The organism is Ancylomarina euxina (genome assembly GCF_003863355.1).
GTDB lineage: Bacteria > Bacteroidota > Bacteroidia > Bacteroidales > Marinifilaceae > Ancylomarina > Ancylomarina euxinus.
Map to the genome: position 1 here is coordinate 60346 of NZ_QQWG01000020.1, position 24743 is coordinate 85088.

General features: G+C 38.2%; 14 protein-coding genes and 2 tRNA genes. 9 read left to right on the forward strand and 7 right to left on the reverse strand.

Going from position 1 to position 24743, the window contains the following annotated elements:
- Positions 1-3: 3 nt before the first annotated feature.
- The gene (locus tag DWB61_RS15255; protein WP_191984786.1) at positions 4-2976 is read right to left on the reverse strand and encodes a SusC/RagA family TonB-linked outer membrane protein; all 2973 of its coding nucleotides are present in this window, start codon (positions 2974-2976) and stop codon (positions 4-6) included.
- A 488-nt stretch (positions 2977-3464) separates the two neighbouring features.
- Between DWB61_RS15255 and DWB61_RS15260 the strand changes: the two genes are divergently transcribed.
- From DWB61_RS15260 to DWB61_RS15300, 9 genes are all read left to right on the forward strand, one after another.
- A complete protein-coding gene (locus tag DWB61_RS15260) occupies positions 3465-4478 on the forward strand; it encodes a LacI family DNA-binding transcriptional regulator (RefSeq protein WP_125031782.1) in 1014 nt (337 codons plus the stop codon).
- Between the two features lie 505 nt (positions 4479-4983).
- Positions 4984-6384: an MFS transporter gene (locus DWB61_RS15265; protein WP_125031783.1), complete on the forward strand. Its 1401-nt coding sequence runs from the start codon at positions 4984-4986 to the stop codon at positions 6382-6384.
- 11 nt (positions 6385-6395) lie between these two features.
- The gene (gene pgmB, locus DWB61_RS15270) at positions 6396-7055 is read left to right on the forward strand and encodes a beta-phosphoglucomutase (protein ID WP_125031784.1); all 660 of its coding nucleotides are present in this window, start codon (positions 6396-6398) and stop codon (positions 7053-7055) included.
- Between the two features lie 93 nt (positions 7056-7148).
- On the forward strand, positions 7149-9461 hold the full coding sequence (locus DWB61_RS15275) for a glycoside hydrolase family 65 protein (protein WP_125031785.1): 2313 nt from the start codon (positions 7149-7151) through the stop codon (positions 9459-9461).
- A 181-nt stretch (positions 9462-9642) separates the two neighbouring features.
- On the forward strand, positions 9643-11505 hold the full coding sequence (locus DWB61_RS15280) for a glycoside hydrolase family 13 protein (protein WP_125031786.1): 1863 nt from the start codon (positions 9643-9645) through the stop codon (positions 11503-11505).
- A 198-nt stretch (positions 11506-11703) separates the two neighbouring features.
- Positions 11704-14103 carry a glycoside hydrolase family 31 protein gene (locus tag DWB61_RS15285; RefSeq protein WP_125031787.1) on the forward strand — a complete coding sequence of 800 codons (2400 nt, stop codon included), beginning with the start codon at positions 11704-11706 and terminating at the stop codon, positions 14101-14103.
- A gap of 160 nt (positions 14104-14263) precedes the next feature.
- A complete protein-coding gene (locus DWB61_RS15290; protein ID WP_125031788.1) occupies positions 14264-15922 on the forward strand; it encodes an alpha-amylase family glycosyl hydrolase in 1659 nt (552 codons plus the stop codon).
- 178 nt (positions 15923-16100) lie between these two features.
- Complete coding sequence (locus tag DWB61_RS15295) at positions 16101-17501, forward strand: alpha-amylase family glycosyl hydrolase (RefSeq protein WP_125031789.1); 1401 nt, start codon at positions 16101-16103, stop codon at positions 17499-17501.
- Positions 17502-17608: 107 nt separating this feature from the next.
- Positions 17609-18469, forward strand: coding sequence for an alpha/beta hydrolase (locus DWB61_RS15300; RefSeq protein ID WP_125031790.1), 861 nt, complete (start codon positions 17609-17611; stop codon positions 18467-18469).
- 88 nt (positions 18470-18557) lie between these two features.
- Here the strand turns inward: DWB61_RS15300 and DWB61_RS15305 are convergent, their stop codons facing one another.
- The 6 genes from DWB61_RS15305 to DWB61_RS15330 all read right to left on the reverse strand — a co-directional run bounded on the left by DWB61_RS15305 (position 18558) and on the right by DWB61_RS15330 (position 24709).
- Positions 18558-19106, reverse strand: a complete 549-nt coding sequence (locus DWB61_RS15305) for a protein tyrosine phosphatase family protein (RefSeq protein ID WP_125031791.1) — start codon at positions 19104-19106, stop codon at positions 18558-18560.
- 221 nt (positions 19107-19327) lie between these two features.
- A complete protein-coding gene (locus DWB61_RS15310) occupies positions 19328-21886 on the reverse strand; it encodes a M1 family metallopeptidase (protein WP_158614443.1) in 2559 nt (852 codons plus the stop codon).
- A gap of 146 nt (positions 21887-22032) precedes the next feature.
- A complete protein-coding gene (locus DWB61_RS15315; protein ID WP_156190268.1) occupies positions 22033-22830 on the reverse strand; it encodes a DUF1338 domain-containing protein in 798 nt (265 codons plus the stop codon).
- 53 nt (positions 22831-22883) lie between these two features.
- Positions 22884-24098, reverse strand: a complete 1215-nt coding sequence (locus tag DWB61_RS15320) for an aminotransferase class I/II-fold pyridoxal phosphate-dependent enzyme (RefSeq protein WP_125031794.1) — start codon at positions 24096-24098, stop codon at positions 22884-22886.
- Positions 24099-24505: 407 nt separating this feature from the next.
- A tRNA-Asp gene (locus DWB61_RS15325) sits at positions 24506-24582 on the reverse strand.
- A 50-nt stretch (positions 24583-24632) separates the two neighbouring features.
- Positions 24633-24709 (reverse strand) — tRNA-Asp (locus DWB61_RS15330).
- Between the last annotated feature and the right edge of the window lie 34 nt (positions 24710-24743).

Consider the following 24743-nt stretch of genomic DNA (forward strand, 5'->3'; position numbering starts at 1 on the left):
GCATTAGAAATTAACGTTTACTCCCAATAGGAATGTTCTTGGTCTTGGGTAGATATTATTGTCAATACCACCATATATTTCAGGATCCAATCCTTTGTAATCTGTAATTGTGAATACGTTTTGAACAGTCGTATACAAATAGATATTCAGTTTATCCTGGCAAACTTTACCTAAATCATAACCTAGAGTGATATTATCCAGCTTAAAGAATGAAGCATCCTGAATAAAATAATCAGAGTGGTATTGAGCAGTAAAGAACTTCGCGTCATTGGCATCAGCCACACGGTTAGTGATGTTGTTAAGTGAGCTAACAACGCCTTCGAAATGACCTTTGTCTGATTCAATGTTATTGTAGACGTAGTTTCCTAAACTCAAACGGGCATTCATTGATAGTGTCCATTTTTTATAGCCCAAATTAGATCCAAATCCGAAAGTCCAATCAGCAGATGGTTTTTTGTAGATATAACGATCTCCTTCAAGTGTAATTTGGCCATCTCCATTGCGGTCAACATAAACGCCTTCAAGAGGTTTTCCATTTACATCGTACATTTGTTGATAAACATAGAATGCATTTGCAGCATGTCCTGTACTATGAATTTGAATGTTGTTTCCTGTACCACCAGCAATTCCACCCGTAAAGACACCTTTGAAGTTCGGATCGTTAGAGTCGGTTAATTTGGTGATTTCATTTTTATTGTAAGCGGCATTAGCATTCAATTCCCAATTCCAGTCATCATTTGCAATAATAATCCCGTTTAAAGCAATCTCGAGACCTTCATTTTCAAGAGAACCAATATTGGTAACAACACGGTTTTTAAGGTTTGAACCTGCTGGGACATCAATTTCGTTAATCAGGTCTTTAGTTTTACGCTTATAAGCATCTACACTACCATTTAATCGGTTGTTGAAGAAACCAAAGTCTAAACCAATATTATAAGTTGTAGTCTCTTCCCATTTGATATCCGCATCGTAGGCATTTGGACGGATTGTGTTGTAGTAAGTATCACCAAATTGATAACGAGCCTGGTCATTACCGATGTTATAAATCCCCTGGTAAGGGTAATCTCCTTGTCCAATTTCTTGCTGACCTGTTACACCATAACCTAAACGTAATTTTAAGTTAGATAATTGTTCAAATTTCTGTAAGAAAAGTTCTTCATTCATTCTCCATGCAAAAGCAGCAGATGGAAAAAGTCCCCAACGCTTGTCTTTTGAGAATCTTGAAGAACCATCCTGACGAAGAGTGAATGTTAATAAGTAACGATCTTTGAAAGTATAGTTCATACGTCCAAAAAATGAAACTAAGTAATTTTCAGTACCAGATTGTGAAGCAGGAGATTTTTCGAATGACTGATCAAATGTACTGGTTGCACCATTAGCATCTTTTCTCCAGAAATGTTGCCATGAATATCCACCAACAAGATCAATTTTTGAATCAAACTGCTCTAAATCTTTTTTATAGTTCAAATAGAATTCAACTAATTCGTTTTTCTTTTCTTGTGAATAAGTTTTTCTAGAACCATTTCCGTTATTGGATTCGGTCCAGGCAGCTTCTGCATTTTCTATGACATCACCTTCTGATTTTGAGTAGTCGTATGCCATATTCAAATTGGCTCTAAGTTCTGGTAAGAAATGGAACTTATAATCTATTTGAGTGTTACCAATGAAACGTCTCACTTCAGAGGTATTACTTTTTTGATTTAAAAGAGCTAATGGATTTGTAGGTGCCAATACGTCTCTAACATCACCATTGAAGTAGGTGTAGTAGTTACCGTATTTGTTGTATTTTGTGTCGTCTGATTTTACAGGACGGCTTGGGTCAAATGCAAGGGCATTACCTATTGCTCCGGTATCAGCAAAACGATTCTTAATATATAAACCTTTTGCGTTAAGGTTTAATTTTAAGTGATCTTCAAAGAATGTTGGATTTAAGGTTAATGCTCCTGTATAACGTTCTAAATTTGAAGTCTTCAAAATACCTTCCTGATCAGTATACCCAATAGAAACACGATAAGGTGTGTTAAATTCTGAACCAGAAAAGTTAATGTTGTGATCGTGGCTTATTGAAGTTTCAAAAATTTCATTTTGCCAGTCAGTATTTTCAGTACCTAAGAGATCTATTTTATCAGGGGAATATTGTTGAATAACTTCTCCTAACTCTTCAGTATTGAGTAAATCAATTTGTTTTGCAACCGTGTTTATAGAAACATTACCAGAGTAATTTACTTTAAAATCCTGTCCCTTTTTACCTTTTTTAGTTGTTACAAGAATAACACCATTAGAAGCTCTTGAACCATAAATAGCTGTTGCTGAGGCATCTTTTAATACGGTAAATGATGCAATATCGTTTGGATTAATCGTGTTTAATGGGTTACGCATACCCGAAACGGCATCGCTACTTACTGGAACACCATCAATAATAATAAGAGGATCATTGCTGGCAGAGAGAGAGGACCCTCCTCTGATACGAATGGTTGAACCAGATCCTGGTGCGCCACCTCCTGAGGTAATGGTTACACCTGGCATCTTACCTGTTAGTAGTTCCTGTGGTGAAGAGATGGATCCCTTGTTAAAGTCATCTGATTTTATAGCAATAACCGAACCTGTCGCGTCTTCTTTTTTAACTTGTCCGTAACCAATTATCACAACTTCGGAAAGGTTTTCGACGTCAGCACCTAAAACAATATTAAATTGAGTTTGAGCGCCAACCAGTATTTCCTGACTTTTGTATCCAATAAATGAAAATACTAAAGTGGAAGAGGCATCGGCATTGACAGAGAAGTGACCATCAATGTCGGTACTTGTGCCTGTAGTAGTCCCTTTAACAACTACAGATACACCTGGGATTCCCATGCCATCGTTTGCATCGGTGACTGTACCAGTTACTGCTTTTTCCTGAGCTTGTGCAATGGTAAAAGAATATACCATAACCAACAATAGAAGCAGTTTTCTGAACATACTAATGTTAAGTTTCATAAATATTAATTTAATGTAAATAAGAAGTTTGAGATGATGATTTTGAGGTAGAACTCAATTTTAAATCGTTTACGAGATTAGTACTACTCTATTCCATTATTCTATCATGTTTTTAATTTAGAAACCCTATTACAATTATTGAACTCACTGTTTCCGACTATGAATCTTCCTTTATTGTAAATTAGTTGTTATCTAAATCTATAGTTAGCCTTAATTATTTCGGCTGTAAAGGTAAAAGCGTGTCATTAATCATTTATTTGAATGGATATGAAAAAGCTCCTAAATCACCGCAAACGTCACCGCAAACGCGTGATATGTCAATGTCTATATGTTTGTATGCGTGTGTGAGTTGATAGTGCAAATTAATTGTTGATTTATTCTTATATTTACGCATGAAGAGTGTAGATTAAAATCTTATTAAAGTCTTATCTTTAGGGCTTTTACAGCCTTGTTAGGATGTGTTGTTTTAGTTTAAAAAAAGGGAATATATGAGAAGCGGACAGGTAACGATTAAGGATATTGCGAAAGAATTAGGTATTTCAGCTTCAACTGTTTCAAGAGCTTTAAAAGATCATCCTGATATTAGTGTAAAAACAAAAGAGGCAGTTAATGCTTTGGCTAAGGCCTGGCATTATAAACCTAATGCAGTTGCCTTAAGTTTGCGTAATAGTAAGAGTAATGTAATAGGTGTGATGATTCCTGAAATTGTTCATCATTTCTTTTCTTCTGTTATAAGTGGTATCGAGAAAATTGCCCACGAGGCGGGATATAATGTGATGATTTTCCAGTCAAACGAATCTGTTGATCGTGAGATGGATAACACTCAGGCTCTCTTGTCTAGCCGTGTTGATGGTGTTTTGGTGTCTATGTCGAAAGAGACTAAGAACTACGACCACTTCCGTGAATTAAGAAATAATGGAATTCCTATTGTGTTTTTTGATCGGATTTGCAATGAGGTTTCTTCTGATAATGTTATTGTTGATGATTATGCTGGTGCTTTTTCAGCTGTTCAACACTTGATTGAGTCAGGATGTAAGCGCATTGCTCATTTATCGGCTCCTCAGCATATGCTTTTAGGACAAAATAGGTTGCAGGGCTATCGTCAGGCACTGATTAAGAATAAACTTGCTATCGACGAAGATTTGATTATGAAGTGTGATAGTTTTGATGAGGCCAAAGAATTGGTTCCTTCATTATTAAGTCTTTCTGAACGTCCCGATGCGATTTTTGCTGTAAATGAATTGACAGCAGCAGGAGCATTAAGCGTCGTTAAAAAAGCAGGTTTACGTGTTCCAGAAGATATATCTATCATTGGTTTTACTGATGGCTTGGTATCAAGAGTTACTGACCCAGCATTAACGACTTTGGAACAACATGGTAATGAAGTTGGATTAAAAGCAACTGAATTACTGCTCGAAAGAATAAAAGAAGGGCATATGGATTATGTGCCAGTTACTCGTGTTGTTAAAACATCATTGGTGGTTCGAGAGTCAACGAAGTAGAATCTTAAGATTTATTATGAGTATTTCAATTCAACTTTAGAGTTTGACTAGAAATACTCTTTTTTTATTAGATTTTCAGTTTTCAATTATGAAATGATTATAATCTAGGTCTTCAATAATATTTTTTTCTTTTTTTTTTGTCTTCTTCGCAACCGTTTGAAATGCGATTTAGTTCAATGTTTATAGGCATTTTGAATCTCTTGCAACTTCGTTTTTTTGATATTCTGTAAAATTTAATCTAATTTTGAATTCCAGAGGGAAACCTCTATTCCGACTATAATATTTAATTACTTCCTTTATTATTGATCTCAAAACTGAGCTTTAGCTCTGTTTCATTGGGATTGGTATCCTTATTTTAAGGTGACACATGCTGAGTTAGTCTATGTGTGTCTCGATCCAATCGATATTTTTTTGCAAATGATTGTTATCGTTCTCGATAGCACTGTTTTTAAAAGTATGTCTCATTCAATTTTAAATGTGTCGTGTGATACAAAATGAAAATCTAATGAAGAAACAACCTCGTTTAAATTTTTGGCAAATCTGGAATGTTAGTTTTGGATTCCTAGGGATACAAATGGGTTTTGCGTTGCAAGGAGCTAATGTAAGCCGTGTTTTGTCCAGTTTAGGTGCCGACTTACACCATTTATCACTTTTTTGGTTGGCCGCCCCCGTTATGGGATTAATTGTTCAGCCAATTGTTGGTGGAGCTAGTGATCGCACATGGAATCGTTTCGGTCGAAGAGGCCCTTACATTTTAGGAGGTGCTATAATTGCTGCTTTAGCCATGTTTTTTATGCCTAATGCTGGCATCGCTGTCAAAATTATGCCACCTCTGGTATTTGGGGCTGTGATGTTTGCTTTAATGGATGGTTCATTTAATATTACCATGCAACCATTTAGAGCACTTGTAGCGGATATGACTCCTGAAGAACAAAGGAATACGGGATATTCAATCCAAAGTTTTCTAATTAATACTGGAGCAGTGCTGGGTTCTATTTTGCCATTCGTATTAACCAATGTTCTTGGAGTAAGCAATGTTGATCCCGATGGTGGTGTGCCTTCATCCGTTATCTGGTCTTTTTATATTGGTGGTGGTATGTTGCTTCTATCAGTACTTTGGACTGTGTTTCGAACTAAGGAATATCCGCCAGAAGAATATGCCGAGTATAAAGGCTTAGAAGTTGTATCTAAGGAAAAGAAGGAAAAAGCTTCTTTAGCTGGTTTTCTAAAACTTCTAAAGGAAACACCTAAAACGATGATGCAATTGGCTGTAGTTCAGTTTTTCTCATGGTTTGCCCTTTATTTGATGTGGGTGTATACAACTTATGCTTTGGCTCAACATTCTTGGGGTTGTTCTATAGATGATGTTTCTTCTAAATCCTTTCAGGATGCTGGAGATTGGGTTGGTATTCTGTTTGGAGGTTATAGTCTTTTTGCGGCTATATTCTCAGTTGTAATGTCAAATCTTGCCAATCGCTTTGGAAGGAAAAATGTTTATGCCATATCATTATTACTTGGAGGTATTGGGTATCTATCAACCTATCTATTCAGTGGAGGTGAAATCATTCATTTAAATCTTTTGATAACACAAGTTGATGTGCCTTCCAGTGCTTCTCTATGGCTGTTTTCAATGGTAGGAGTAGGAATCGCATGGGCTGCGATTTTAGCCATGCCATATTCTATTTTGTCTGATTCATTACCAGCTGATAAAATGGGTGTATACATGGGGATATTCAATTTCACCATTGCAGGACCTCAAATCATTAGTGGGATCATTGCTGGTGAAATACTAAGATACTTTTTTGACGGAGAAGCAATTTACATCATGATAATTGCTGGAGTGTCGATGTTGTTAGGGGCAATTTCAGTTGCCTTTGTAAAGCAAAATAAAGCTGTTAAATTATAATGTTTGTTAGGATGGAAACGATTAGTGCATGTATTTTTGATTTAGATGGTGTTGTAGTTGATACAGCTAAATACCACTATATAGCTTGGAAAAGCTTGGCCAATGGATTGGGTTTCGATTTTACAGAGGAGGATAACGAACGTTTAAAAGGTGTTAGCCGTATGCGTTCTTTGGAGATTCTAATGGAAATTGGTGGCGTAGATCTTGATCAGGAAACTCAATTGAAGTTGGCTGCTAAAAAGAACGAGGAGTATTTAGAATACATTCTAAAGATGACACCTGATGAAATTCTTCCAGGGGTGAAGACTTTCTTCGAAGACTTAAAAGCCAAGGGGATTAAGATTGCCTTAGGTTCTGCAAGCAAGAATGCCATGACCATTCTTGAGCAATTGAAACTAACCTCATATTTCGACGCGATTGTTGATGGTACTCATGTTAGTAAGGCTAAGCCTGATCCTGAAGTGTTTTTGAAGGGAGCAGAGCTTTTAGGTTTTGAACCTGCAAATTGTGTGGTGTTTGAAGACGCTGAAGCTGGTGTTGAAGCTGCAATTAACGGAGGCATGCGATGTGTTGGAATTGGTTCTCCTGATGTTTTAAACAAAGCCAATTTTGTGGTTCCTGGTTTCGAAGGTTTTTCTTTTGAGACTATGGAGTCTGGTTTGAATAAGTAGTATTGGGGCTATTAAGCCTTTTACGATTTTAAGTAGCAGATTACTATCGGTTTTCAATTTATTATTGGTGCTGTAATCTAAAATTAAAGTAAAATGAACGAGTATTTAAAGCATGATGAGTGGTGTATAATTGAAGAAGGGTTTAAACCTGAAAATCACCAGTCATCCGAAAGTATATTTAGTCTTGGAAATGGAAACATGGGACATCGTGCCATGTTCGAAGAGCAGTATTCCGGAGAGACTCTACAAGGAACCTATATTGCTGGGGTATATTATCCAGACAAAACCAGAGTGGGTTGGTGGAAAAATGGTTACCCAGAATATTTTGCCAAGGTGCTTAATGCGCCAAACTGGATTGGTATCGACGTTAAAATAAACGGAGAGATGCTTGATTTGGCAAAATGTAAGGTGAGCGAATTTGTTCGTACTCTTAACATGAAAGAAGGCGTATTAGAGCGATCTTTTGTGGCTACATTGAGTAATGGCAATCAGGTGAAGATCGAAGCCAAACGTTTTTTGAGTATTGTAACTACTGAAGTTGGTGTGATTCGCTACTCGGTTACTGCTCTTAATTTCGATGGCAAAATCAGTTTCAATTCGTATATCGATGCCGACGTTAAGAACGAAGACTCGAACTATGATGAGAAATTTTGGGATATCTTAAATACCAAGTCGATGACTGGTGAAGCCTACATTACTGCACGTACCAAGAAGCTTGATTTTCATGTTTGTATGAACATGCGATATCAGGTTTTAAAGAATGGACAGGATGTTGCAGCTACAGCTGATATCATCGAAAAGGAAAAATATGTTGCTAATAGCATTGAATTTAATGTTGAGCAAGGTGATGAACTTAGTTTTTACAAATATGTAAGTGTATTAAGCTCATTGAATCACAGTAAAACTGAAATTAGTGGCAATGCTGCTAAAGTTTCTGCTGCTGCTTTCGAAAAAGGTTATGGAGCCTTATTGGAAGAGCATGTTGCGGCATGGGCTGAAAAATGGTCAATTTCTGATATTGTAATTGAAGGTGATGTAGCTGCTCAGCAAGCTATTCGTTTCAATATTTTCCAGTTAAATCAAACTTACACTGGTGAAGATGAGCGTTTGAATATTGGTCCTAAGGGATTTACCGGAGAGAAATATGGTGGAAGTACTTATTGGGATACTGAAGCATACTGTGTGCCTTTCTATTTGAGTACATCTCGTCCTGAGGTGACTCGTAATCTCTTGATTTATCGTCATAAACAATTGCAAAAAGCGATTGAGAATGCTGAGAAATTAGGATTCAAAAATGGAGCTGCTCTCTATCCTATGGTGACCATGAATGGTGAAGAGTGTCATAACGAATGGGAAATTACCTTCGAAGAAATTCACCGTAATGGAGCCATTGCTTTTGCCATTTACAACTACATCCGTCACACCGATGATAAAAAGTATTTGGCTGAATATGGTTTGGATGTTTTGGTTGGTATTTCACGTTTTTGGAGCCAAAGAGTAACTTACTCTACAGCGAAAAATAAATATGTGATGCTTGGCGTAACCGGACCGAATGAGTACGAAAACAACGTGAACAACAACTGGTATACCAATACCATTGCATGTTGGTGTATGTCTTATACTCAGGAAGCCTTTAAATATGTGAAGGAAAGTAATCCTGTCCGTTACGAAGAAATTATCGAAAATCTGAATTTCGATTTCGAAACAGAAACGGCTAGATGGAGCGATATTGTTGAGAACATGCATTTCCCTATCGAGAAAGAAACAGGTGTTTTCTTGCAGCAAGATGGTTTTATGGATAAGGAACAATTGATGGCTTCTGATTTGGATCCTCAATTCCGTCCGATTAACCAGTTCTGGTCTTGGGATAGAATTCTTCGTTCATGTTTCATCAAACAAGCCGATGTTCTTCAGGGTGTTTACTTGTTCGAAGAGAACTACGACTTGGAAACCATCAAGAAGAATTATAACTTCTACGAGCCAAGAACACTTCACGAGTCTTCTTTATCGCCATGTATTCACTCGATCTTAGCTTCTAAGATTGGTGATATCGATAGTGCTTATGAGATGTATTTAAGAACTTCTCGTTTGGATCTTGATGATTACAACCGTGAAGCTCACGAAGGCTTACATATTACCAGTATGGCTGGTACATGGATGTCGATTGTAGAAGGTTTTGGAGGTATGCGTGTGGTTAATGGACAACTTAGCCTGAAACCTCTTATTCCTGGACAATGGAAATCTTATTCTTTTAAAGTTTTATTCCGTGGGAACCTACTTAATATTTTTGTTTCAGCTGACGAAGTTGGCGTGATCAATGAAGAAGGTGAAGACGTTTCAATCTTTATAAAAGATGATGAATATAAAATAGAGAAGAGCAGTAGTCTGGTTATAGAAAACGAATAACTCTAATGAAAAAGTGGCTTGCTGAATTGTGTATAAGAACAAGGATTGCAAGCCAATTTTTTTTACCTTTTAGGTAATACGAAATAGGATTAAGCTCTTATATTTCATTTTATATCGGCCGCTAATCAAACAACTCAACAATCAAGCTTCCGATGTTTGTCGGACAAACAACAACCGAACCATGAATGGATTAAAAACCTTATTAATCGCACTAAGTCTCACATTTATATGTGGTACGTCTTCCTTTGCTGGGAAAATAAAATTGGATCATGTTGAACCCATGTTTTGGTGGGCTAATATGACCAACCCCAAACTACAAGTCATGATTCATGGCGAAAATATTTCTGATTGTCGAGTTGCAATCGATTATCCCGGGGTGACCGTTGAAAGAGTCATCAAGACTTATAATCCCAATTACTTATTTCTTGACCTTTTGATCAATAAATCGGCTCAAGCCGGAACTTTTGATATCCTTTTCACCAATAAAGGTAAAACAAAAGCGACTTACAATTACGAATTGAAACAACGAAGAGCTGGTTCTGCTCAGCGTAAAGGTTTCGATACTTCCGACGTGGTGTATCTCACCATGCCCGACCGTTTCTCCAACGGAAATCCTGATAACGATTCAGTTGATGGAATGAATGACAAATTAGACAGAGAAAATCCTGATGGCCGTCATGGTGGTGATATCCAAGGTATCATCAACCATTTGGATTACCTGCAAGAGCTCGGTATTACAGCTATTTGGAATACACCTTTGATGGAAGATAATATGGCTAAGGTGTCTTATCATACTTATGCTATTTCCGATTTTTATAAGATCGATGCCCGATATGGCACGAATGAAGATTATGCTCGTTTGTCTGCTGAAGCAAAAAAGCGTGGCATTAAATTGATTATTGATATTGTAACCAACCATTCTGCATCAGCACATTGGTGGATGAAAGATTTACCATCAAAAGATTGGGTACATACTTTCCCAACATTTACCAATTCGAATCATCGAAAGAGCACAACCAATGACCCTTATGTATCAAAAGTCGATTACGATTTAAATTTTAATGGATGGTTTGATACCAGCATGCCAGATTTGAATCAAAAGAACGATTTACTTTTAACTTATTTAACTCAGAATACCATTTGGTGGATTGAGTTTGCCGATTTAGGTGGTGTTCGTGTTGATACCTATCCATATAACGATAAAGATGCGATGGCTCTTTATGCCGCTGCCATTATGAACGAATATCCTAATTTCAATGTGGTTGGTGAGACCTGGTTGAGTACCGCTGCCGAAATTTCGTACTGGCAGGAGGATGCTTTAAATCACGATGGCTACAATTCAAACTTGCCATGTGTGATGGATTTCTCATTGCTGGAAGCCATGACCAAGGCATTTGATGAGAAGGAAAACTGGAATAAAGGTTTGATTCGTTTATACAACTCGTTGTCATTTGATTATTTCTACCCACATCCTGAGAACCTGTTTACTTTCATGGAGAATCATGATACCGACAGAATGATGACGGTATTGAATGGTGATATGCGTAAATATAAAATGCTAATGAGCTTTTTATTGACCACTCGTGGAATTCCTCAACTGTATTATGGAGGTGAAATCTTGATGGAAGGTCGCAAATCTGATGGAGATGGTGTGATGCGTATCGATTTTCCTGGAGGTTGGGAAGGCGATGCGAGAAATGCCTTTACCAAAGAGGGGAGAACAGAACGTGAGAATGAAGCTTTCGATTTCTTAAAGAAGCTCTTGAATTACCGTAAGGATAATCCTGTATTGCACACTGGCAAACTGAAGCACTTTGTTCCTCAAGATGAAACTTACGTCTACTTCCGTTCCAATGAAGAGAAAACCATCATGGTTATCATGAATAACGATGAAGATAAGGCTAAAACAGTCGACCGTAAAAGATTCGACGAAGTGATGTCTGGTTTCATATCTGCCAAGAATGTGATGACCGATGAGAAATTAAACGATATCAGCACGATTGAAGTGCCTGCAAAATCAGTTATGATTTTGGAATTACGATAATGTGATGATGCGTTGATTTAAAACCTGACAGAGTCGAAGACCTGTCAGCGTTTAAATAGGAAGGTGATTTTGAAGCTGTAGAAAAATAACTTGACGCAGATTTATATACAGGAGTTAAATTAAAATCCAGACAGTCCCGATCGTTCGAGATAGACCTGTCAGGGTTTAAGTATATGGTGTTTGATACTATAATATAAAATGAGAAAGAATTTCTTTATAAAGATTCAAGTTCTGTGTTTACTTGTATTCCTTTCCGGAATTGTGACAGCACAGAATATACAACGTATTTATAAGAGTCACGAGTTAAAAAGTGAACATTTGCTTGTAAAGACCAACGATGGTCAGTACCAGGTCAAGTTTTACGATGAGAATATTGTTGAAACAAGCTTTATTCCTAATGGCGAAAGTTTTAATCCTGAATCGCATGCCGTTGTTTTAAAGTCAGAAGACGTTAAGGCTAAATTGACTGACAGTAAGTCTGAATTGGTTTATGCCAGTTCAGGAATGACTGTCTTGTTAAGCAAATCCCCTTTTCAGATTAGCTACATTTACAAAGGAAAGCAGCTGATTTCGGAAAAGCGAGGCTATTTTGCTTCAAAGGACAATGAAAGCATCGAATTCAACCTTGATAACACTGAATCCCTAATGGGTGGTGGTGCCCGAGTATTGGGCATGAACCGTCGTGGTTACAGACTTCAGCTTTACAACAGGGCACACTATGGTTATGGAACCCGTTCCGAGTTGATGAACTACACCATGCCTTTGGTGATTTCATCAAAGCGATATGCGGTTCATTTCGACAACGCACCCATTGGCTTTCTGGATTTGGATAGTGAAAAAAATAATACCCTAGCCTACGAAACCATTTCGGGAAGAAAAACTTATCAGGTGATTGCAGGTGATACCTGGCCTGAATTCATGAAAGAGTTTACGGATCTGACAGGAAAACAGCCCTTACTGCCTCGATGGGCTTTGGGGAATTTCTCAAGTCGTTTTGGTTACCACTCCGAAGAGGAAACACGAGCTACTGTAGAGCTATTCAAAAAAGATAGCATTCCCTTGGATGCGATTATTTTGGACTTGTTCTGGTTTGGGAAAGATATGAAGGGGAATATGGGAACCTTGGAATTTTTAAGGGATTCGTTTCCTAATCCAAAACAAATGATGGCTGATTTTAATCAGCAGGGGGTTAAAACCATTCTGATTACGGAGCCATTCGTTCTGACCACATCGAAAAGATGGGACGAGGCAGTTGAAAATAAAGTATTGGGTACCGATTCTTTGGGAAATCCATTCAAATACGATTTCTATTTCGGAAATACCGGACTGGTTGATGTTTTCAAGCCTGAAGCCATGGATTGGTTTTGGAATATTTACAAGGAACAAATCAACAATGGTGTTGGCGGCTGGTGGGGTGACTTAGGCGAACCAGAGGTTCATCCTTCAGACTTGAAGCATATCAATGGATCTGCCGATGAGGTTCATAATATTTATGGGCACCAGTGGGCTAAGTTGGTTTTCGAAGGCTACAAAAAAGATTTTCCAAATCAGCGACCTTTCATTTTAATGAGAGCGGGTGCCGTTGGATCTCAGCGCTATGGCATGATTCCATGGTCGGGTGATGTGAGCCGTTCATGGGATGGACTAAAACCACAAACAGAGATTTCATTACAAATGGGACTGCAGGGGATCGCTTATATGCACTCCGATTTGGGTGGTTTTGCTGGTGCCAATTTGGATGATGAATTGTATACACGTTGGTTGCAGTACGGTGTATTCCAACCAATTTTTCGACCACATGCACAGGAGGATGTGCCTTCGGAGCCCGTGTTTCGCGAAGCAAAAACCAAAGCCTTGGCTAAAAAAGCTATTGAGTTGAGATATCGCATGTTGCCTTATAATTATTCTTTGGCTCATGAAAATTCGGTTTTAGGTATGCCTTTAATGCGTCCTCTGTTTTTTGAGGAGCAGGACAATGCCAAGCTTTTTGATCTTTCAGATACGTATATGTGGGGTGATGCCTTTTTAGTTTCACCAATTACCGATGCCAAAGTCACTGAAAGTGAAGTGTATTTTCCAGCCAACAATACCTGGTTCGATTTCTATACCGATGAAATGATTGAAGGTGGTTCAGCCAAAAAAGTAGAGGTTGCTGAAGATCATATTCCTGTATATGTACGAGCAGGATCATTTGTGCCACTTGCGAAATTGGTGCAGTCAACTGTTGACTATTCCGGTAAGCATATCGATCTGCATTATTATCATTCGAATGCAGTTGACACGGGGAAAGGCTATTTGTTCGATGATGATGGTTCAACACCTGAAGCTTTTGAAAAAGGCAATTACGAATTGATTAACTTTACTTCTCATACAAGCAAGAAGAATTTACAAATTGGATTTGAATCAGAAAAAGGGGAGCGTTTTGTTGCTGTGGATCGTGAATTTGAACTCATCATTCACAATATAGCCAAGCAACCTAAGAAGGTGAAGTTGGCAGGCAAAAAAACAGATTTCAGCTGGAATGCCGAGAAGAAGCTTTTATCAGTAAAAGTGAAAATCACCTCTGGTGACAAGACCTCAGTGAATGTAAAATTGTAAATAAATTATCAATTAGTTTCTCCTCCTTTTTTTAAGGAGGAGTACCCGAGGAACGAGGGGGAGGTGGTTTGTTGTAACCTCTAATACCAAAAACAACCTTGTCATCAAAACATAACAACTAAACCTGACAGGTTTTTAAATATTTGAAACGCTATATAATATGAAACTTCAAACAAAATTAATTAGTCTACTGACGCTGCTATTGGCTTTGGGCGGCTGTGTTAATGCCGACAAGCAAGCTAAGACAAACGAAGCCCCCTTTATTTGGGACGGTGCCAATGTCTATTTCTTATTGACTGACCGTTTTAACAATGGTGATCAGTCTAATGATGTCAACTTTGATAGAACAAAGGAAACTGCAAAACTACGTGGTTTTGAAGGGGGTGATATCAAAGGGGTGACTCAAAAAATTAAAGAAGGTTATTTTAATAATCTGGGAATAAATGCCATTTGGATGACACCCATTACGGAGCAAATTCACGGTGCAATAGATGAAGGAACAGGTGCTACCTATGGCTTCCATGGCTATTGGGCTAAGGATTGGACGGCACTAGATCCTAACTTCGGAACAAAAGCCGACTTGGCTGAGCTTGTTGAAACGGCTCATGCTCATGGTATTCGAATTTTATTGGATGGTGTGATTAACCATACAGGACCAGCTACTGAAAAGGATCCAGCCTGGGAGGAATCATGGGTAAGAACTTGTCCGACTTGTGACTACACCAGTTATAAAAACACCATAGAATGTACTTTGACCAGCAACTTACCTGATGTAAAAACAGAAAGCATGGAAGAGGTTAATATTCCATCTGAGCTAGCAAAAAAATGGAAAGCTGAAGGTCGTTACGATGATGAGATGGCAGAGTTGGATGCCTTCTTTGCAAGAACAGGCTACCCTAGAACACCAAAATATCATTTGATAAAATGGATGTGTGATTACATCATAGAGTTTGGAATTGATGGCTACAGAGGCGACACTGTAAAGCATACAGAAGAATCAGTTTGGGCTGATCTGAAAAAGGAATGCGATTATGCCTTTAGAACCTGGAAACAGAATCATCCTGAAAAAGTGTTGGATGACAATGACTTTTATTTGGTAGGTGAGGTTTACAATTTCAATATCAGTGCTGCTAAAGCTTTCGATTTTGGAGACAAGCAGGTAAACTACTACGATTATGGTTTTAATAGCATGATCAACTTCGAGTTTAAGTACAATGCATTGGTAGGCTATGAGGATCTATTCTCTCGCTATTCTACTATTTTGAATGAAGAATTAAAAACTGCAGGTGTATTAAATTACATGACATCGCATGACGATGGTAGTCCTTTCGATTCTTCGAGAAGCAAAACCTACGAAACGGCAACCAAGCTCTTGCTTTGTCCTGGAACTTCGCAGGTTTATTATGGCGATGAGTCAGCTCGTTCTTTGGAAATTGAAGGTACTGAAGGTGATGCCACATTGCGTTCGTTCATGAACTGGGAAGACATTGCCAAGGATGCCAAAACACAAGCCTTGTTGCAGCATTGGCAAAAGCTTGGTCAATTTCGTAGAAATCATCCAGCTGTAGGTGCAGGTGTCCATCAAATGATCTCTGAGAAGCCCTATGTTTTTGCAAGAAGCTTTGCTCAGGAAAACTATCGTGACTATGTGGTTGTAGCTCTTGATTTGATGAAAGGCAAGAAAGAAATTCCTGTCGCAGGTTTTGAAGACGGAATTCAATTAAGAGATGCCTATTCGGGGAAAACAGCAAAAGTGATTGATTCTAAAATTGTTTTGGATACCAAATTCGATATCGTATTACTTGAGCAAACTTTGTAATTAACCGCAAAGAACGCTAAGTGTCGCGCAAAGTGCGCAAGCTTATTTTGCGATATACGAATATGATTTCATGAAATTTCTCCTCCTTTTTTTTAGGAGGAGTACCCGAGGAACGTGGGGAGGTGGTTATTTAATTACCATAAACTCGATTTTAAATAGAAATAATAAATATAAACATATGAACAGAATAGTCAATTCAACACTAAGCCTGCTTTTGATGGCAAGTTTACTTATGTCTTGCCAAAACACACCTAAGGCAAAGAAAGAATGTTGCTCAAAAGAGACAGAATCATGTTGTGCCAAGTCTGCCGACATGCATTTGGACTGGACACGAAATGCGAACATTTACGAGGTGAACATTCGCCAGTACACACCTGAAGGAACCATTAATGCTTTTGCAAATCACTTGCCTCGTCTTAAGGAGATGGGTGTTGATATCCTTTGGTTAATGCCTATTTTCCCGATTTCTGAAAAGAATCGCAAGGGAAACATGGGATCTTGTTATGCTGTAGCAGACTACCGTGCTGTTAATCCTGATTATGGAACCATTGAGGATTTGAAAATCATGGTAAAACAAGCGCAGGATTTGGGAATGAAAGTGATTCTTGACTGGGTAGCCAACCACACGGGATGGGATAATGTGATCATGAAAGATCATAAAGATTGGTACACCCTAAATGAAAAAGGTGAGATTCAGATTCCTGCAGGAACGGATTGGACGGATACCGCTGACTTAAACTTCGACAATAAGGACTTGCGTGAGTATATGAAGGGGTCTTTGAAATTCTGGATTGAGAAAGCGAATGTTGATGGATACCGTTGCGATATGGCTGCCATGGTACCAACTGATTTTTGGAACGAAGCACGCAAGGAGCTTGACGCAATCAAGCCTGTGTTTATGTTGGCTGAGGCTTGGGAACCAGAATTGCTTGAGTCTGCTTTCGATATGGGATATGCTTGGGATTTCCACCACCTTATGAACGATATAGCCAAGGGTGAGAAAAATGTCAACGAGATTGATGCTTATTTTGCAAAAATCGATACCCTTTACCAGAAGGATAACTACCTGATGAACTTCATTACCAATCATGACGAAAATTCATGGGCGGGTACCGTTAAGGAAAGAATGGGAGAGGCAGCGAATGCTTTTGCTGTACTAACGTTTACAATGCCAGGTATGCCAATGTTGTATTCAGGACAAGAGGCTAGCTTGAGTCACCGCTTGAAGTTTTTCGAGAAGGATGAAATAGATTGGAACAATAAGGAGTTGGTTCCTTTTTATACCCAATTGATGAGCTTGAAGGCCAACAATAAAGCTTTATTAAATGGGGCTCAGGGTGGCGATTTGGTTCGCATCGCTACAGATAAGAACGAATCGGTTTATGCCTTTGCTCGTGAGAAAAACGGCGACAAAATTCTAGTGGTTCTTAACCTAAGCAAGAATGCTGTTGACGTGAAATTAAACACTGAGGTTTATGCTGGTGCTTATAGCGACTTTTTCACTAAAGAGAAGCAAGAACTTACTAAAGAAACACCAATGTCTCTAAAGGCGTGGGAATATAAAGTATATGTGAAGTAATTTGCTTTTCGTTTTTTACGGAAAGTGGGTACCCCTCGAAAAGCCATTCTCTTAGGGGAATGGCTTTTTTTCATGATAAGCAATCCTATTGATATAATAAGATAAACATGAAAAATTTAGTCCTGCTTTTGATCTTTACCTGCAGTTTATTTGCCTGTAATAAGCATAATGGAAAATCCCTTAGCTTTAACGATTATCTGGCGTTTCAGTCTAAATATATTCCGGCTCGTGATGTCAAGGTGATGTTGCCTGCTGGCTATGAGGCTAAGAAATCTTATCCTGTTATCTATATGCACGATGGACAAATGCTTTTCGATAGTACTTCAACCTGGAATAAACAAGAATGGGGAGTTGATGAGACGGTCGATCATTTGATTAGGGCTAATAAAATTAGACCCGTGATTGTGGTGGGTATTAGTCATACAAACAACCGCTCGCTCGAGTATATGCCCAATAAACCAAAGGATGAATTGAAGTTGATAGATCGTCCAGATAAGTTTAAGGGAAAGATTCTTTCAGATGAATACCTTAAGTTTTTGGTAGAAGAGCTCAAGCCTTTTATTGATAAGACCTATAGGACTCAAGCTGATCGTGATAACACCTTTATATTAGGATCGAGCATGGGAGGCTTAATATCCTGTTATGCTATTTCAGAATACCCCGATGTATTTGGAGGTGCAGCCTGCCTGTCGACACATTGGCTAGCGATTGATGGTGTTTTTCTTAGGTATGTTGAAAAGAATTTACCTGACCCACAAACGCACAAAATCTATTTCGATTACGGAACGAAAACGCTTGATTCGCTTTATGAACCTTATCAGTTAATAGCTGACAGCCTGATGAAAGAACGTGGCTATCATCGAAATATGAATTGGATGACCCAAAAATTCGAGGGTGCTAAGCATGATGAGAACGCCTGGAGAGATAGATTGCACATTCCTCTTGAATTTTTACTTGCTAAAGAATAAGTCTAATCGTTGAGTAAAAGAAGATGTCACTAAAAAAACCATTTCCCTTAGAGAATGGCTTTGTTTTTTTTAGAATAATTCTTGGAAACTAGTCCTCTATTTCCAGACTGATTTCCTTGCCAAGTACTTTTTCTAAGGGCAAGGAGAATTTAAGCTGACGACCTACTTTGGCTGCCTCGTTAACCGAATAGCCTTTGTGTTTAATCAGGTAAGCCATGAAAACCGTGGTTGCCCGACCTGCGCTGCGGCAATGGATCAGTAGCTTTTTATCTCCTTCAATTAATTTAGCAAAGGCCTCTAAATTCTCTGGAGTATAATCTTTAATCCCCCCTATAGGCAAGCTGTAGTAGTCTAAATCCAATTCTTTGGCCATATTTTTTTCGTTGAAGGCATAAGTGGCAAAGTCCTGATTCTCTTTCTCGGTGCGTAGGTTAATAATGGAACTAACGCCTTGCGATTTATACCAACGCAGGACTTCCAGACTGGGCTGTGCACTGATGTAATAGTTTTGGAATTTAAAGGCGCTATTAAAATCTTTGATGATTTCAACAGAATCCGTTTTTACAGTTTTGTTTTTAGCCTGAGAACTAAATGCCAAAAATAGGCTTAGGATGAGAGCAATAATGGGTGTTTTCATTTTGTTTGTTGTGTGTTTGAGTTTTTGTGTGTTCCTTTTCTGAACAAGGCCAAACTTCGCTATAATATGAGGATTAGGCAAGGGGAATGGCTGTTTACGCTTTGTTGATTGAGTTGTCTGCAAACAACAATGTATTTTTTTTAAGACATTGTTGTAGTAAGTAGTTTATAAAAATGGCGTTCCAATAATCTGGAACGCCATGTCTATTATAAGCTTGAGTCTTAGTTTTTCCTCAGCACCAAATCAGCTGCCTGAAGAATCTTCAATCTCAAGTTTTCCGGATAATCAGGTCGTTCTTCTAAGAATTTGCGGGTGATATCTCCTGCTTCTTTTGATTGAAGACCACTGTAGCTGGTGCTTAACCAATTGTAAGGGAAGAAAATATCGCCAGTCACCTGAATTTCTTTCAATAAATCTAAGGCTTGAGGCAAGTAACTTAGTGCTTCTTTTTCCCGAAGAGGGTGATTCAAATAGCCCAGAGCTTCCAATGCCCAACGTTCAATTTGTCTGTTCTCTTCTTGTTTTAGACTTTCGAAGAAGGCTTTGCGTACTAGAGAATCTGCAGAAAGGGCAGGAGCAACAAATTGCATACGCTTTTTGTGATCAGGGTTTTTGATTCGCTCAATTTGTGTCTTAACAAGCTCTTCAGCCTTGTTTGGCATTTTAATGGCTAAGTTGCACGCCAAAGTAGTTGCTTTGCTTTCTGAAAGTTTAAAATCACCTAATGTGATCTCCTCTTTCCATACTTTGAAAAGTTGATCCAGTAAAGCTGGTGTTTCAGCTATATTGCTTAGTGCCGAGTATAGGCTCGACTTCTTGCTCATGTCCTTTTCAGAACTCAATCGAATCCCAAGCGTTTTTTCCAGTTGTTTGCCGATTAACTTTCTTTGCTCGACAGTCAAATCTAACCAATAAGTGGATTGTAAATAGGAGAGCATACGCTCTAAGATTAGATTATTATTCTCTTTATCCAGATTTTTTTCGATGGCAAGAACAAAATCATTTCCATCGATTTGACCTTCTCGTAGGTTTTCGTAAAGATTGATCCAGGCGATTCCTCTTACCAAATCATTCTCTATTTGGTTGATATTTTCAAGTAGGTATTGCTTTGATTTTTCGTCTAACTTGAAAAATCCATAAGCATTGCCTTTTCCATTGGGTATAATATAATCGGGAATATCCATGCCCTTTGCTTCTTCAATTGAAACCTGAGGCTTGTCCATTGATACTTGAATCGGTATATTTTCCTCTTTGTAACCAAGAATCACATTTAAATCTTGAGTCCAATCACCATCGGCTCCATTAACCTCTTTCTGAACTAGTTTCAATTGCTTAACTTTTCCATTTTCACTGATCAATGCAGTTGAAATGCGAGCTCTGCCTGCTTTATCGACCCAAACTTTGCTCCACTCCTTTAAATTACTCGGCGTTGCTTCATCTAAAATAGATATTAAATCTTCCCAACTTGCATTGCCATAAGCGTAGGTTTTCATATAGCTTTGCAGGCCTTGTTTCAGTGCTTCTTCACCCGTAATATTCTCCAACATATTCATCACAATGGGCGATTTGTGGTAGATGATGCTTCCGTAAACGCTTCCTGCATCTTTAAGGTTGGGTAAAACCTGATTGATTGGATTGGCCCCGGTAGTTCTGTCTATACGATATGAACTAGGGAAATGAGCCATCTGAAATTTTAGTTTGTGGTTCATATCCGGAAAGCTTGGATTTGTGATTTTATCAGCAAGGAAATTGGCGAAAACCTCTTTTAGCCAAACTTGATCAAACCATTTCATGGTTACCAAATCACCAAACCACATATGTGCCGTTTCGTGAGCAATTAAGTTCGCTCGACCCAATAAACTATTCTGTGTTGGATCATTATCCAGGAACATTTTTGAAGCGTTATACAAAGTGGCCCCAGTATGTTCCATTCCTCCGTATTGAAATGATGGAATCACAACAATATCATATTTAGCAAAGGGATAGGGAACATCCGTATAGTCTTCTAACCAATCTAAAGATTCGAATAACAAACGGAAGATTTCATCGGTGTTGTTAGTTAACTTTTCAGGATCAGTTTCACGATGATACATGGTATGTACACGTCCATTGTGCTCGCGTGTGATGGTTTCGAATTTTCCTGCAACAAATGAGAATAAATAAGTGGGTAAGGCTTTTGTTTGGGCAAAGCTATAGAGACTTCTATTTCCTTCATCCTTTTTATAATTCAATTTTCCGTTTGCCATAGCTTTCCAATGTGAAGGGACGCTCAAATTCAATTGGAATTTAGCCTTCATATTGGGTTGATCGAAACAAGGAAAGGCTGTTCTTGCTCTATCTGGAACAAATAAGGTATATAGGAATTCATCGTTGCGATTAAGTGATGTGTTTCCTGCAGTAAACTCAATATCAATGCTGTTTCGACCTTCATGTAATTCTGATTTTGGGATAATCAGATGTTCTGATAGAAATTGGTAAGCAGATACTTTTCCATTACTTGTCACAGATTTAATCAGGCTCGAATCTTCACGGAAATCAATTTGCAAATCTTGTTTTACCGATTTTAAATTGAAGGTGATTGAGTTTCTTCCTGTTATCGTATCCGATTTTCCTTCAGGAATGTTGAATTGTAATTGATATTCCAGATCTGAAATAGTTTCTTTTCTGTATTCTGCCAATGTTTTGGCTACACCAGTTTCAATGGGAAGTGCTTGTTTGGAACTGCTACAGGCTGATAGAAAAAGACATAGTATTATCAGCGGAGATTGTAATGTTTTCACAATGTTGAATTTAGTTGTTTCGTCTTGCAAATATAAGAGTGTCGTTCTTTTAAAGACCTAATAAAAGTCAATATTTAGATAAAAAGAAAAAGCAAAGCCTAATATTAGCTTTGCTTCTCATTGTTTATAATCACTGTTGTCTTTTTTTATCTAAAATTTGTGCTGTCGAATATTTTATTGGCATTGGCCGCTATAAAGCCTGAGAAGAGTTCCCCATTGGTATCGGGATATCGTATGGCAAATTCGTAGAAACAAGCTGGAACTTCGTATGTTCCTTCCTCAAATTCCATTTGAATTATCTCGGCTAGAGTTGATGATTGCTGAAGTAATTTTTCTGGAACGCCTTTGATTTCTCCACCCGTTGTATTCATTTCGTAGCCGCTGTCTTTAATAAATTGATTGACTTTTTCTATGCTGTTGTATTTCTTAAGGGCATTAATACTCACTGTAAAATGATTGGCTCTAAAGCCATGAATATAAAGCCAAGCCGCATATTCCGATTCTTTACGAAGAAACTGGTAATCGGCATAAGATGGTTTTCCCCAAACGGAGCCCTTGTAAATTAAATCGGGATCGGCATAATAGGCATTGCCTACCGAATTGATTCTTTTTTTGACAGTCTTTCGAAATTCCGCTGAAAATTCGGAAAGAATGAGTTCCGAAATAAATACACGAGGAGCATTCTCAATTGTAGGATGTTCAAGATGAATGGCATTCAGATGTTTATCCTCGAAAACATAGTCACCTTTTGGAATATAACCCAGTTTGATGAATTTTTTTGATAACACCTTAATATTCATTCTGGCATCGTCGAAAGTTCTGAAAGCGATATGGTCATTAATAACTTGCTCATTCTCTTTTGTAAACAAGTCGTGTATCGCTTGTACTGAAGGATTTTGCAGGCTGTAAGCCTTCCATAGGATGTCAAATACTTCTAATTGCATGATTGGTCAATTGTTAGTGAATTGATTCGTAATTTATGAAAATAAACTTAATATTATTTGTTTTTGGATTTTGGATGAACAATGTCAAGACATTGGCTTATTTTTTCGTAGGTCCTCTCAATATCGTCATCTAAGCCAATAGAAATACGTACGAGCCCATCAGTAAGCCCCATTTGCATTCTTTCATGTTCTGGTATTTCGGATGATGTACTGCCACCAGGCGCGCTGAAAAGGGTTTTATATGATCCTAAACTAACGGCGAGATAGCCGATATTGGCTTCTTGCATGAGTTCCATAAAGCGATTCGCCCTTTCTTTTTCTTTTAAATCTATAACCATAAGGGCGCCTGCTCCATATTTGGTATGAGCAATTTCTTTCAGCAAAGTATACTGGGGATGATTGTCCAGTCCCGGATAAATGATTCGGTACCCATCCGCTTGAAGTTTCTTGGCAAGACTTAAGGCATTGCGAGCATGTTGTTGCATTCTAATGTGCAAAGTCTTCATGTTTTTCAGAATACTAGCCGATCGATGACTATCCAGTACGGGGCCCAGAAGCATGGCCGAACCTGAATTGACATCATATAATGAGTTGATGAATTCCTGACTTCCACAGATGGCACCAGCAACGCAATCACTCATGCCGTTGATAAATTTGGTTAAGCTATGAATCACAATATCAGCCCCCATTTCAGCAGGCGAAAAAATGAGTGGAGAAAAGGTGTTGTCAACGACAAGAAGGCAGTTATTTGCTTTTGCAAGTTTGGTAAGTTCTCTAATATCTGTAATTTCCAACATGGGATTACTCATGGTTTCGCAATAAATCAACCTGGTTTGTTTGCTTATGGCCTTTCTGACCTGTTGGGTATCAGTGGTGTCAACAAACTTGGTGTTGATACCGAGCTTGGGAAGAAAATTTTTCATGAGCGCATAACTGCCACCATAAATGGTTCTGCTAGATACGATTTCATCACCAGCGCTGCACAATTGCAAGAGTGTTGAACTAATAGCTGCCATCCCTGAAGCTGTAACCAGAGCACTTTCGGTGCCTTCCAACTGGGCAAGCGCTTTTGAGAGATAAAGATTGCTTGGGTTCCAGTGGCGGGAGTATAAATAACAGCCTTCAATTTTTCCATCAAACACATCAGCCATGGTTTTAGCCTGTAAGAAAGTAAAAGTCGACGAGTCGCATATAGAAGGATTAACACCGCCAAATTCTCCAAAGAATTGCAAATCCTGTATGTGATCTGCGGATTTTAGATCTTTCATCTGATTTAAAGTCTTAGTACATAGTAATTTTCTATTAAAAATGGGAAAAAAAATCCAATAAGGGATCTTTATGTCTGAAATTATTTGGAATGATTCAGAAGAGAAATTGAATTTCAGAAAAAATAATAGAGAGGGATGAGGGCTTGGTATAAAATGAAAAAACTCAGGTCCCCACCTGAGTTTTCAACTAACCTAAATCTAACCTATGAAAAACTTGCTGAGCTTTTTGGAGTTGGCTCAGCTCTAATTATGAAAAAATTAGTTTTGTTCTACACTACAAACATAGCGTTTTCTTTAGTTAAGGGGAGTCAACACAAGTTAAAGAAGGTTAAGTTTTCGTTTAGATATGCGGAGAATTTTTTAATAAAAAAAAACCTCCGACTCAAAAGAATCGAAGGCTTATGTTTTGGCGGTCTGGACGAGACTCGAACTCGCGACCCCATGCGTGACAGGCATGTATTCTAACCAACTGAACTACCAAACCAAAATGTGTGATTTGTTTATTTAAAGAGTAACGAATCAAAACTCTTATTTTGGCGGTCTGGACGAGACTCGAACTCGCGACCCCATGCGTGACAGGCATGTATTCTAACCAACTGAACTACCAAACCAAAATGTATGATTTGTTTATTTAAAGAGTAACGA